At 62.6% G+C, this 13,740-nt stretch carries 9 protein-coding genes; all 9 read left to right on the plus strand.

What is annotated here, in order from left to right; genetic code table 11:
• The first annotated feature begins 44 nt into the window (after positions 1–44).
• Positions 45–4,181, plus strand: a complete 4,137-nt coding sequence (rpoB, locus tag B6V72_RS03435) for a DNA-directed RNA polymerase subunit beta (protein ID WP_075773830.1) — start codon at positions 45–47, stop codon at positions 4,179–4,181.
• Between the two features lie 50 nt (positions 4,182–4,231).
• The gene (gene rpoC / locus B6V72_RS03440; RefSeq protein ID WP_075773831.1) at positions 4,232–8,458 is read left to right on the plus strand and encodes a DNA-directed RNA polymerase subunit beta'; all 4,227 of its coding nucleotides are present in this window, start codon (positions 4,232–4,234) and stop codon (positions 8,456–8,458) included.
• 135 nt (positions 8,459–8,593) lie between these two features.
• Complete coding sequence (locus B6V72_RS03445) at positions 8,594–9,304, plus strand: hypothetical protein (protein ID WP_088725392.1); 711 nt, start codon at positions 8,594–8,596, stop codon at positions 9,302–9,304.
• A 117-nt stretch (positions 9,305–9,421) separates the two neighbouring features.
• Entirely contained in the window at positions 9,422–10,171 is a 750-nt protein-coding gene (locus tag B6V72_RS03450) for a glycosyltransferase family 2 protein (RefSeq protein WP_075773833.1), read from the plus strand.
• A gap of 5 nt (positions 10,172–10,176) precedes the next feature.
• Positions 10,177–10,482, plus strand: coding sequence for a lipid-A-disaccharide synthase N-terminal domain-containing protein (locus B6V72_RS03455; RefSeq protein WP_075773834.1), 306 nt, complete (start codon positions 10,177–10,179; stop codon positions 10,480–10,482).
• Positions 10,457–11,905, plus strand: coding sequence for a glycosyltransferase family 39 protein (locus tag B6V72_RS03460; protein ID WP_088734717.1), 1,449 nt, complete (start codon positions 10,457–10,459; stop codon positions 11,903–11,905). Before B6V72_RS03455 ends, B6V72_RS03460 begins: the two co-directional genes overlap by 26 nt.
• Before the next feature lies 1 nt (position 11,906).
• On the plus strand, positions 11,907–12,635 hold the full coding sequence (locus tag B6V72_RS03465; protein ID WP_168173006.1) for a phosphatase PAP2 family protein: 729 nt from the start codon (positions 11,907–11,909) through the stop codon (positions 12,633–12,635).
• A gap of 244 nt (positions 12,636–12,879) precedes the next feature.
• A complete protein-coding gene (gene rpsL / locus B6V72_RS03470) occupies positions 12,880–13,251 on the plus strand; it encodes a 30S ribosomal protein S12 (RefSeq protein ID WP_038074720.1) in 372 nt (123 codons plus the stop codon).
• A gap of 12 nt (positions 13,252–13,263) precedes the next feature.
• Positions 13,264–13,734, plus strand: a complete 471-nt coding sequence (rpsG, locus tag B6V72_RS03475) for a 30S ribosomal protein S7 (RefSeq protein WP_075773836.1) — start codon at positions 13,264–13,266, stop codon at positions 13,732–13,734.
• Positions 13,735–13,740: the final 6 nt, after the last annotated feature.

Raw genomic sequence — 13,740 nt, forward strand, 5'->3', positions numbered from 1 at the left:
CCGACATTGCATGTGCCGCGAAGAGACGAAAGGTCACGCAGAGCATGGCTCAAGCTTACGTTGGTCAGAAACGCATCCGTCGCTATTACGGCAAAATCCACGAAGTCCTCGAAATGCCGAACCTCATCGAGGTTCAGAAATCCTCCTACGATCTGTTCCTGCGCTCCGGCGAAGTGGACCAGCCCACCGATGGCGAGGGTATCCAGGGCGTTTTCCAGTCGGTCTTCCCGATCAAGGATTTCAACGACAACGCCATCCTGGAGTTCGTGAAATACGAGCTCGAAAAACCAAAATACGATGTCGACGAGTGCCAGGCTCGCGACATGACCTATTCGGCGCCGCTCAAGGTGACCCTGCGCCTCATCGTGTTCGATGTGGACGAGGAAACCGGCGCGCGCTCGGTCAAGGACATCAAGGAACAAGACGTGTTCATGGGGGATATGCCCCTCATGACCAAGAACGGTACGTTCATCGTGAACGGCACCGAGCGGGTCATCGTGAGCCAGATGCACCGCTCGCCGGGCGTTTTCTTCGACCATGACCGCGGCAAAACCCACTCCTCGGGCAAGCTGCTGTTCGCCTGCCGCATCATTCCCTATCGCGGCTCGTGGCTGGACTTCGAATTCGACGCCAAGGACCTCGTGTTTGCGCGTATCGACCGCCGCCGGAAACTGCCGGTGACGACGCTGCTTTATGCGCTGGGGCTCGACCAGGAAGGCATCATGGATGCCTATTACGAGACCGTCACCTACACCGCGAAGGGCAAGTCGGGCTGGGTCACCAAGTTCTTCCCCGACCGCGTGCGCGGCACCCGTCCGACCTTCGATCTCGTCGACGCGGCGTCGGGCGAAGTGATCCTGAAGGCGGGCGACAAGGCGACCCCGCGCATGGTCAAGAAATGGCGTGACGACAACTCGGTTCCCGAGCTGCTCGTGCCGTTCGATCACATCATGGGCCGCTTCTGCGCCAAGGACATCATCAACGAGGAAACCGGCTTCATCTACATCGAAGCCGGCGACGAGCTGACGGCGGAATACGACAAGAACGGGGAACTCTCGGGCGGTTCGATCAAGACCCTGATCGACAACGGCATCACCGAGATCCCGGTGCTCGACATCGATAACGTCAATGTCGGTCCCTACATCCGCAATACCATGGCGTCGGACAAGAACATGAACCGGGAAACTGCGCTCATGGATATCTACCGCGTTATGCGTCCGGGCGAACCGCCGACCGTCGAGGCCGCGGAAACCCTGTTCAACAGCCTGTTCTTCGACTCCGAGCGCTACGACCTTTCGGCCGTGGGCCGCGTCAAGATGAACATGCGTCTCGACCTCGATGCGCCGGACACCCAACGCACGCTGCGCCGCGAAGACATCATCGCCTGCATCAAGGGCCTGGTGGAGCTGCGCGACGGCAAGGGCGAGATCGACGACATCGACCACCTCGGCAACCGCCGTGTGCGTTCGGTCGGCGAACTGATGGAAAACCAGTATCGCGTCGGCCTGCTGCGCATGGAGCGCGCCATCAAGGAGCGTATGTCCTCGGTCGAGATCGACACGGTCATGCCGCAGGATCTGATCAACGCGAAACCGGCCGCGGCCGCGGTGCGTGAATTCTTCGGCTCCTCGCAGCTGTCGCAGTTCATGGACCAAACCAACCCGCTGTCGGAAGTCACGCACAAGCGTCGTCTGTCGGCGCTCGGTCCGGGCGGTCTGACCCGTGAGCGTGCTGGCTTCGAGGTGCGCGACGTTCACCCGACCCACTACGGTCGGATGTGTCCGATCGAGACGCCGGAAGGGCAGAACATCGGCCTGATCAACTCGCTGGCCACCTTCGCCCGCGTGAACAAGTACGGCTTCATCGAAACCCCGTACCGCAAGGTCACCGACGGTCAGGTCACCGACGAGGTGGTCTACATGTCCGCGACCGAGGAAATGCGTCACACCGTGGCGCAGGCGAACGCGACTCTCGATGAGAACGGCAAGTTCATCAACGATCTCGTCTCGACCCGCCAGTCGGGCGAATACGCGCTCAACCCGCCGGAAATGGTGGACCTGATCGACGTGTCGCCGAAGCAGCTGGTCTCGGTCGGTGCAGCGCTCATTCCGTTCCTCGAAAACGACGACGCCAACCGCGCTCTGATGGGTGCGAACATGCAACGTCAGGCCGTGCCGCTTCTGCGCTCGGAAGCTCCCTATGTCGGCACCGGCATGGAAGCGACCGTCGCACGCGACTCCGGCGCTGCGATCATGGCGAACCGCGGCGGCATCATCGACCAGGTCGATGCGCAGCGTATCGTTATCCGCGTGACCGACGATCTCGAAGCGGGCGATGTGGGCGTGGACATCTATCGTCTGCGCAAGTTCAAGCGTTCGAACCAGTCCTCGACCATCAACCAGCGTCCGATCGTGAAAGTGGGCGACCGGGTGGTGAAGGGCCAGATCGTCGCTGACGGTCCGTCGACCGACATGGGCGAACTGGCTATCGGTCGCAACGTGGTCGTCGCCTTCATGCCGTGGAACGGCTACAACTACGAAGACTCGATCCTGATCTCCGAGCGGATCCACCGCGACGACGTGTTCACCTCGATCCATATCGACGAATACGAAGTGGCGGCGCGCGATACCAAGCTCGGCCCGGAAGAGATCACCCGCGACATCCCGAACGTCGGCGAGGAAGCCCTGCGCAACCTCGACGAGGCCGGTATCGTCTATATCGGCGCCGAAGTGGGGCCGGGTGACATTCTCGTCGGTAAGATCACGCCGAAGGGCGAAAGCCCGATGACGCCGGAAGAGAAACTCCTCCGCGCCATCTTCGGCGAGAAGGCATCGGACGTGCGCGACACCTCGCTGCGTCTGCCGCCGGGGGCTTACGGCACGATCGTGGAAGTCCGCGTCTTCAACCGTCACGGCGTCGACAAGGACGAGCGTGCGCTGCAGATCGAGCGTGAGGAAGTCGAGCGTCTGGCCCGTGACCGGGACGACGAGCTCGCCATTCTCGAGCGCAACATCTACGCGCGTCTCAAGACCCTGATCACCGGCAAGACCGCCGTGAAGGGGCCGAAAGGCGTCAAGGCTGGTTCGACCATCGACGAAGAACTGCTGGGCACCCTGTCGAAGGGTCAGTGGTGGCAGCTCGCGCTCGAAGACGAGGGCGACGCCAAGGAAGTCGAAGCCCTCAACGACCAGTTCGAGGCGCAGAAGCGCGCGCTCGACCTGCGCTTCGAGGACAAGGTCGAGAAGGTCCGTCAGGGCGACGATCTGCCTCCGGGCGTGATGAAGATGGTCAAAGTTTTCGTGGCTGTGAAGCGCAAGCTTCAGGCTGGCGACAAGATGGCTGGCCGTCACGGCAACAAGGGCGTTGTGTCGAAAGTCGTTCCGATGGAAGACATGCCGTTCCTCGCCGATGGCACCCCTGTCGATCTCGTGCTGAACCCGCTGGGCGTGCCGTCGCGCATGAACGTCGGTCAGATTCTCGAGACGCACATGGGCTGGGCTTCGCGCGGTCTGGGCAACCAGATCGACGAGGCGCTGAAAGCCTATCGTCGTAACGGCGACCTGACCCCGGTTCGCGAAGCGATGAAGATCGGCTATGGCGACGAGACCTACGGTGAGATCATCGAAGGTATGGATGACGAAGCGTTCATCGAGAGCGCCGAAGCCGTCCGCACCGGCGTTCCGATCGCGACCCCGGTCTTCGACGGCGCCAAGGAGGCCGACATCAACGACGCGCTCAAGCGTGCGGGCTTCAACGAATCCGGTCAGTCGATCGTGTTCGATGGCCGCACCGGCGAGCAGTTCGCGCGGCAGGTCACGGTGGGTGTGAAGTACTTCCTGAAGCTTCACCACCTCGTCGATGACAAGATGCATGCCCGTTCGACCGGTCCGTACTCGCTCGTCACGCAGCAGCCGCTGGGTGGTAAGGCGCAGTTCGGCGGTCAGCGTCTCGGGGAGATGGAGGTCTGGGCTCTGGAAGCTTACGGCGCCGCCTACACCCTGCAGGAGATGCTGACGGTGAAGTCGGATGACGTGGCAGGCCGGACGAAGGTCTACGAGTCGATCGTCAAGGGCGAGGACAACTTCGAAGCCGGCGTGCCGGAGTCGTTCAACGTTCTCGTCAAAGAGGTCCGGGGCCTCGGCCTCAACATGGAACTCCTGGACGCGGAGGATGAGGAGTGAGGGCTTCGGCCCTCCTCTAAGCCCTTCCGCCCTCATTCAAGGATTTACAGATGAACCAGGAACTGACCCAAAACCCGTTCAACCCGCTCGCGCAGCCGAAGGCGTTTGACGAGATCAAGATCTCGCTCGCCTCGCCGGAGCGGATCCTGAGCTGGTCCTTCGGTGAAATCAAAAAGCCGGAAACCATCAACTACCGTACGTTCAAGCCCGAGCGTGACGGTCTGTTCTGCGCGCGCATCTTTGGCCCGATCAAAGACTACGAATGCCTGTGCGGCAAATATAAGCGCATGAAGTATCGCGGCGTCGTCTGCGAGAAATGCGGCGTCGAAGTCACCCTCCAGAAAGTGCGCCGCGAGCGTATGGGCCACATCGAACTGGCCTCGCCCGTCGCTCACATCTGGTTCCTCAAGTCGCTGCCTTCGCGCATCGGCCTGATGTTGGACATGACGCTGCGCGACCTCGAGCGTATCCTCTACTTCGAAAACTTCGTGGTGATCGAGCCGGGTCTGACCGACCTGCAATACGGTCAGTTGATGTCCGAAGAAGAGTATCTCGACGCGCAGGACACCTATGGCGCGGATGCTTTCACCGCCAATATCGGCGCGGAAGCGATCCGTGAAATGCTCGCTGGCATCGATCTCGAAGCCACGGCCGAGCAGCTCCGCGAGGAGCTGAAGGAAGCCACCGGCGAGCTGAAGCCGAAGAAGATCATCAAGCGTCTGAAGATCGTCGAGTCGTTCCTCGAGTCGGGCAACCGTCCCGAGTGGATGGTGCTGACCGTGCTTCCGGTGATCCCGCCGGAACTGCGTCCGCTCGTCCCGCTCGACGGTGGCCGTTTCGCGACTTCGGATCTCAACGATCTCTATCGTCGCGTGATCAACCGGAACAACCGTCTGAAGCGTCTGATCGAACTGCGTGCGCCCGACATCATCGTGCGCAACGAAAAGCGGATGCTGCAGGAATCGGTCGATGCGCTGTTCGACAACGGCCGTCGCGGCCGCGTCATCACGGGCACCAACAAGCGCCCGCTGAAGTCGCTCTCGGACATGCTAAAAGGTAAGCAGGGTCGCTTCCGTCAGAACCTTCTGGGTAAGCGCGTCGACTTCTCGGGGCGTTCGGTCATCGTGACCGGCCCGGAACTCAAGCTGCACCAGTGCGGTCTGCCGAAAAAGATGGCGCTCGAACTCTTCAAGCCCTTCATCTACTCGCGCCTCGAGGCCAAAGGCCTGTCGAGCACCGTGAAGCAGGCGAAGAAGCTGGTCGAGAAAGAGCGCCCCGAGGTGTGGGATATCCTCGACGAGGTCATCCGCGAGCACCCGGTTCTGCTGAACCGTGCGCCGACGCTGCACCGTCTGGGTATTCAGGCGTTCGAACCGATGCTGATCGAAGGCAAGGCGATCCAGCTGCACCCGCTCGTCTGTTCGGCGTTCAACGCTGACTTCGACGGTGACCAGATGGCCGTCCACGTCCCGCTCTCGCTGGAAGCCCAGCTGGAAGCGCGCGTGCTGATGATGTCGACGAACAACGTTCTGTCGCCCGCCAACGGCGCGCCGATCATCGTTCCTTCGCAGGATATGATTCTGGGTCTCTACTACGTGACCATGGAACGCGAAGGCATGAAGGGCGAAGGCATGTCCTTCTCCTCGGTCGAGGAAGTGGAGCACGCGCTCAATTCGGGCGAAGTGCATCTGCACGCCAAGATCACCGCGCGGATCAAGCAGATCGACGAAACAGGTAACGAGGTCTACCAGCGTTTCGAGACCACGCCCGGCCGGGTGCGCCTCGGCGCGCTGCTGCCGCTGAACGCGAAAGCTCCGTTCGAGCTGGTGAACCGTCTTCTGCGTAAGAAAGACGTTCAGAACACGATCGACACCGTCTACCGCTATTGCGGTCAGAAAGAGTCGGTCATCTTCTGTGACCAGATCATGGGCATGGGCTTCAAGGAAGCGTTCAAGGCGGGCATCTCGTTCGGCAAGGACGACATGGTGATCCCGGACAACAAGTGGGACATCGTCGAAACCGTCCGCGACCAGGTCAAGGACTTCGAACAGCAATACATGGACGGTCTGATCACCCAGGGTGAGAAGTACAACAAGGTCGTCGATGCATGGTCGAAGTGTAACGACAAGGTCACCGACGCGATGATGAACACCATCTCGGCGCCGAAATACGACGAGAATGGCGCCGAGCAGGAACCGAACTCGGTCTACATGATGGCCCACTCGGGTGCGCGTGGCTCGGTGACGCAGATGAAGCAGCTGGGCGGCATGCGTGGCCTCATGGCCAAGCCGAACGGCGAGATCATCGAGACGCCGATCATCTCGAACTTCAAGGAAGGTCTGACCGTTCTTGAATACTTCAACTCGACCCACGGCGCCCGTAAGGGTCTGTCGGATACCGCACTGAAGACGGCGAACTCGGGGTACCTGACCCGTCGTCTGGTGGACGTCGCTCAGGACTGCATCGTGCGTACGCATGATTGCGGCACCGACCGCGCGATCACCGCGTCGGCGGCTGTGAACGACGGCGAAGTCGTCGCTCCGATCTCGGAGCGCGTGCTGGGCCGTGTCGCAGCGGACGATGTGACGGTTCCGGGCGAGGACGAAGTGATCGTCCGCGCCGGCGAGCTGATCGACGAGCGCAAGGCCGACGCGATCGAGCAGGCGGGCGTCCAATCCGTCCGTATCCGCTCGGCGCTGACCTGTGAGGCCGAAGAGGGCGTTTGCGCGCTCTGCTACGGTCGCGACCTCGCACGCGGTACGCTGGTGAACCAGGGCGAAGCGGTGGGCATCATCGCCGCGCAGTCCATCGGTGAACCCGGTACGCAGCTGACGATGCGGACCTTCCACTTGGGCGGTGTTGCTCAGGGTGGCTCGCAGTCGTTCCTCGAGGCAAGCCAGGAAGGCAAGATCGAGTTCCGTAACGCCAACATCATCCTCAACGAGATGGACGAGCAGATCGTCATGGGCCGGAACATGCAGATCGTGATCGTGAACGATCAGGGTGACGAGCTTGCCTCGCACAAGATCGGCTACGGCACCAAGGTCTTCGTGAAGGATGGCGAAACGGTCAAGCGGGGCGACAAGCTGATCGAATGGGATCCCTACACCCTGCCGATCATCGCCGAGAAGCCCGGTAAGGTGCGCTTCGTGGACCTCATCTCGGGTATCTCCGTTCGCGAGGATACCGACGATGCGACCGGCATGACCCAGAAGATCGTGTCCGACTGGCGCGCTGCGCCCAAGGGCAACGATCTGAAGCCGGAAGTTCTGATCCTCGGCGAGGATGGCGAACCGGTCCGCAACGAAGCGGGCAACCCGGTGACCTATACCATGTCGGTGGACGCGATCCTCTCGGTGGAAGACGGTCAGGACGTGAAGGCGGGCGACGTCGTTGCGCGTATTCCGCGCGAAGGCGCGAAGACGAAGGACATCACCGGCGGTCTGCCGCGTGTGGCCGAACTCTTCGAGGCACGCCGTCCCAAGGATCACGCGATCATCGCCGAAATCGATGGCTATGTGCGCTTCGGCAAAGACTACAAGAACAAGCGTCGGATCGCGATCGATCCGCGTGACGAGGGTCTGGAGCCGGCAGAGTACATGGTGCCGAAAGGCAAGCACATCCCGGTGCAGGAAGGCGACTTCGTGCAGAAGGGTGACTACATCATGGACGGCAACCCGGCGCCGCACGACATCCTGCGCATCATGGGGATCGAGGCTCTGGCCGACTACCTCATCAACGAGGTGCAGGACGTCTATCGACTGCAGGGCGTGAAGATCAACGACAAGCACATCGAGGTGATCGTTCGCCAGATGCTGCAGAAGATCGAGATCCTCGACTCCGGCGATACGACGCTCCTCAAGGGCGAACATGTCGACAAGGTCGAGTTCGACGAGGAGAACGACAAGGTCGCGGCCCGTGGTGGGCGTCCGGCGCATGGCGAACCCGTGCTGCTCGGCATCACCAAGGCGTCGCTGCAGACCCGGTCGTTCATCTCGGCGGCCTCCTTCCAGGAGACGACCCGCGTCCTCACCGAAGCCTCGGTGCAGGGCAAGCGCGACAAGCTCGTGGGCCTCAAGGAGAACGTCATCGTCGGCCGTCTGATCCCGGCGGGTACCGGTGGCGCGACCACCAAGGTCCGCAAGATCGCGACCGAGCGCGACTCCAAGGTCATCCAGCAGCGTCAGGCCGAGGCGGAAGCCGCGGCAGCGCTGGCGGCTCCGACCGAGGAAGAGGCCGATTTCGGTCCGGTCGAGACGCCCGAAAGCCGCGATTGATCCAACTCCGGTTGGAGACGATATGACACACCCCCGCGCGATCGCTCGCGCGGGGGTTTTTCTTTGCGCGAACCCGATCCGTGGGGCAGTGTAACGTCGAAAGGCGAAAGCCTGTTTGCCGGAGGAGGGACCCCGATGATCCGCTTTGTCACCCCGTTTGCGCTGAGCGCGTTGATCGCGTTGCCTGCTTTCGCAGGAGCCTATCAGGATGCGGAGGCCCAGCTGCGCAAGGCCTATGGGGACTATCGTGCGGCGCTGTTCCTGTCGAACCAGGGCAAGCAGGCGGAAACCAAGGCCGCGCTCGATCGCTTCGTCGGCGAGTGGCAGACCCTGTCGGACGAATGGACCGCTTCGCCGCCGCCGCAATATGCCGATGACGCGGTGCTCGGTGCGACCTTCGACAAGGTCGGCGAACTGGCCGCGAAGGCCAAGGAAGAGGTCGCCGCCGGCAAGTTGCCCGAGGCGCATGAGACCCTCGAAGGGGTGCGTGAGAGTATCGGCGATCTGCACCTGCGCAACGGTGTCGTCGGCTTCTCGGACCGGATGAATGCCTATCACGCGGAAATGGAAAAAGTGCTCGCCCGCGATTACGTCGGGATGGGCGGCGAGGGCGCGCGCCAGTTGATCGCGGATGCCTCGCTTCTGAGCTACCTCGCGGCGCAGGTCGTCAAGCATCCGGCGCCGGAGGCCGACGCCGATATGAGCTATCAAAAACTCGTGGACGGCTTCGCGGTCTCCGTCGCGTTTTTCTATGATGCGGCGATGGCGGGCGACATGGAGCGCGCGATGGAGATGCGAAACGCCCTCAAAGCGAGCTACGCGCAGCTTTTCGCGAAATTCGGCTGATCGGCCACAGGGGGGCGGCTGTCCCGGCATGATCCGTTTACAAGACCGGGTCGCAGGTCTAATAGAGCCGCACCTTCGGCGCTACCGTGGCGCAGCGATAAAAGAGTTCTGGCACCCATGCCCGAGATTTCCATCGTCATCCCGGCAAAGAACGAGGCGCCCAACATCGCGGGGCTCCTCGATGAGATCGACGCCGCCTGCGCGCCGGTCTGCGACTACGAGGTGATCGTGGTCGATGACGGCTCGGATGACGGGATGGACCAGATTCTGCGCGAGCGCATGGAGACCCATCCGAACCTGCGTCTGCTGCAGCATTTGAACGCCGCCGGTCAGCGGGCCTCGGGCGGTCAGAGCGCGGGCGTGCATTCGGGCGTTCGGGCCGCGAAGGGCCACATCATCTGCACGCTCGATGGTGACGGTCAGAACCCGCCGTCGGAACTGCCTGCGCTGATGGCGCCGCTGCGCGCCGAGGGCTCCGAGATGATCGGGCTGGTCGCGGGGCAACGCGTCGGGCGGCAGGACACGATGTCGAAGAAGCTGGCGTCCAAGCTCGCGAACAAGATCCGCGGCGCGATCCTCAAGGATGGCACCCGCGACACCGGTTGCGGCCTCAAGGCGTTCCGGCGCGAAGCGTTCCTGGCGCTGCCCTATTTCGACCATATGCATCGCTACCTCCCCGCGCTGTTCTCGCGCGATGGGTGGCAGGTGGCCCATGTCGACGTGGCCCACCGCTCGCGCGGCGGCGGCAGCTCGAATTACAACAATCTGCAGCGCGGTCTTGTCGGCATCGTCGACCTGATGGGCGTTGCGTGGCTTCTCCGCCGGCGCAAGAAAGCGCAGCCCGGAGAAGTGGCGCGCGAGGAGTGACGCCGATGGACTGGCTGATGGATATGCTTCACGTGGAAAGCATAGTCGAGCTGTGGTGGGTCCTGTTCGGCCTGCTTGCGCAGCTGATGTTCACCGGGCGGTTTCTCGTCCAGTGGATTGCCTCCGAGCGCAAGGGCGAATCCGTAGTGCCCATTTCGTTCTGGTATTTCTCGGTCGCGGGCGGTGCGATGCTGCTGACCTATGCGCTCTATCGCAGAGACCCGGTTTTCGTTCTCGGCCAGTCGCTCGGGGTGTTCATCTACGGGCGCAATCTGTGGCTGATCTATGCCAAGCGTCGGCGCGAAGCTTGATCGCGGGGCGGATCGGGACGGCTGGTTCCTCCCGACCCTGATCGTCGTCGCCGCAGCCACTGCGTTGCGGCTCGTATTCCTGGCGTTCAACAAAACCGATCTCTTCGTCGACGAGGCGCAATACTGGCTTTGGGGCCAGCATCTCGACTTCGGCTATTATTCCAAGCCGCCGCTGATCGGCTGGCTGCTTCGGGCGGTGACCGATCTGGCGGGCTCCGATGCGCCGTTCTGGGTGCGGATGCCGGGCGCCATTCTGCACGGAATCACGGCGCTGGTACTTGGCGCCTTGGGGGCCCGGATCGCATCGCGTCGGGTCGCGATCTGGTCGGCTGCGATCTATGTGACGCTGCCCTTCGTCGCGCTCGGCTCGGTGCTGATCTCGACCGATACGGTGATGGCGCCCTTCTACGCTTTGAGCTTGCTGTTCCTGCAACGCGCGGGCGGTAGCCGCCATTGGTCGGACGCGCTGGCCGCGGGGCTGACGGCAGGGCTGGCCTTCATGGCGAAATACGCTGCAATCTACCTGATGCCCGGTCTGGCGCTGGCCGCACTTGTCGCGCCGGCATGGCGGATCGGCTGGCGCAATACGGTGATTGCGGCGCTGGCGTTCGGGCTCGTGATCGCGCCGAACGTGGTCTGGAACCTCACCCATGGCCTGACCACGGTCTCGCATACGATGGATAACGTCGGCTGGGTCCGCGAAGGGGCCGAGCTGAATTTCGGCTCGATGGTCGAGTTCGTCGCCTCGCAATTCGCCGTCTTCGGGCCGGTGACGATGGTGGCATTGCTGATCGGCTATGCGAGCTGGGGTGACCCGGCGAAGCGCGGGCTGGCGATGCTCTCGGTGCCGCCGCTGGTCGCGGTGACGCTCGAGGCGCTCTTGGACCGGGCCTATGCCAATTGGGCGGTCGCCGCCTATTTCGCCGGAACCGTCCTGGCGGCGATGGTTCTGCGCGGCATCTGGCGCTGGATTGCGATCCTGATCAACGGTCTGATCGCGCTGTCGATCCCGCTGCTGACCGTCCTCGCACCCTATCCGCAAAAAGACGGCGCGCCGCTCCTGAAGCGGTGGTTGGGGCAGGCCGATCTGAGCCGCCAGATCCTGACGCTCGCGAAAGAGGCCGATGTTCCGGTGTATGCCAGCAATCGCGCAATCCTCGCCGATCTGTTCTATACGGGGCAGGGCGCGGGCGTAACCGTCTACGCACTGAGGCCCGTCGTGCGGGCCGACAGCTACTACGAGCAGATGTGGCCCTTGCCACAGGACTACAAAGGTCGCCTACTTCTGATCGCCAACAGCCCGCCCGATTGCGGCAGCGGCCCGGTCTCGCCGGCGGCGCAGCTCGACGCGACGGGGACTTGGGCCGATAAGGGGTATGCGGCTTATCTGGTGGAGGCGCGCTGTGTCCGTTCCGAAAATTGATATGAGCTTTGCCATCCGGCTGCTGCTGGCGGCGTGGATCGGAGGCTTCCTGCTGTTCCGCCTGGTGCCGGAACTCGATCTGGGCACCGCCGGGCTGTTCTACCGGGCAGGGGAGGGGTTCACGGTAATCACCAACCCGCTCTGGGAATGGCTGCGCCAGCGGATCTGGGATATCTCCATCGTGCTGTTCGTCGTCTCGCTCGTTGCGTGGCCATGGGCGGGATTGCGCCATCGCACGGTGCTGCGTTTGCCTGCGCGGATCTGGGCCTTCATCTGCCTTCTCTATCTGCTTGGTCCGATCGTGGTCGTGAACGGCGTGCTGAAGGCGAATTCCGGGCGAGCGCGACCTGCGAATGTTGATCTCTTCGGCGGCGCGCATCACTTCAGCCTGCCAGGCACCTTCACCGATCAATGCTCGCGGAACTGCTCGTTCGTGTCGGGCGAGGTCGCGGCGGCAGTTGCGCTGGGGCTGCTAATATGGCTCGGCGCAGAGCTGTGGCGGGCGCACCTGCCACGCTGGGGCGTGCTCTATCTGCGCGCAGTCGGCGTCTTCGTCGCGGTCTTCATCATCGTGCAGCGGATCGGCACCGGACGGCACTTTCTATCCGACACCTATTTCGCCGGACTGGTAAGCCTTACGGTGGCCTGGCTGCTCTGGGGAATCCTCTTCGCAGGGTGGGGCGCGCGGCTTGTGGCGCAAGTGCGCGGCGAGGCCCGGCGCGAGAGTTGACAACCCAGACGACTCCCCCTATACGCCGCGCTACCTGACGGGTGAAGTCTGCCCGAAGGGTCGCCGATTTCTAGTGGTCATGATCCGGGCCTTCGCCCCGATCCTCTGGAATTCAACGCATTCGCCGCGGTCCTCGGGCCGGGGAGGAATGCGATTTGGCGTTTTCGCGAATCCGCGCGGAAACGCGTCGAGAAGTGGCGCCTCCGGAAACGGGGCGAGTATTGACAGCAGAACGGGGAACCGAATGCCGACGATCCAACAGCTGATCCGCAAACCGCGGCAGCCCAAGGTGAAGCGCTCTAAGTCGCAGCACCTCCAAGAATGCCCGCAAAAGCGTGGCGTGTGCACGCGCGTCTACACCACGACGCCGAAGAAACCGAACTCCGCTATGCGTAAGGTCGCCAAGGTGCGCCTGACGAATGGCTTCGAGGTCATCTCCTACATCCCGGGCGAGAAGCACAACCTCCAGGAGCACTCCGTTGTGCTCATTCGTGGCGGCCGTGTGAAAGACCTTCCGGGCGTTCGTTACCACATCCTGCGCGGTGTGCTCGATACGCAAGGTGTTAAAGACCGTCGTCAACGCCGTTCGAAATACGGCGCGAAGCGTCCGAAGTAAGGAGATCTCGAGATGTCTCGTCGTCACGCCGCTGAGAAGCGCGAAGTCCTGCCCGACGCCAAATATGGCGATCGCGTGCTGACCAAATTCATGAACAACCTGATGATCGACGGCAAGAAGTCCGCCGCCGAGAAAATCGTCTACAACGCGCTCAACCGCGTTGAGGGCAAGCTCAAGCGTGAGCCCATCGAGGTGTTCCACGAAGCCCTCGACAACGTGAAGCCTTCGGTCGAAGTGCGTTCGCGTCGTGTGGGTGGTGCCACCTATCAGGTTCCGGTCGAGGTGCGCCCGACCCGCCGCGAAGCGCTGGCCATCCGCTGGCTCATCGCTGCCGCCAAGTCCCGCAACGAGAACACCATGGAAGAGCGCCTCGCCGGCGAACTCCTCGATGCCGTGAACTCGCGTGGTTCCGCGGTCAAGAAGCGCGAAGACACCCACAAGATGGCCGACGCGAACAAAGCGTTCAGCCATTATCGCTGGTAATAACGG

This window comes from Thioclava sp. F34-6 (assembly GCF_002213235.1).
Classification (GTDB): Bacteria; Pseudomonadota; Alphaproteobacteria; order Rhodobacterales; family Rhodobacteraceae; genus Thioclava; species Thioclava nitratireducens.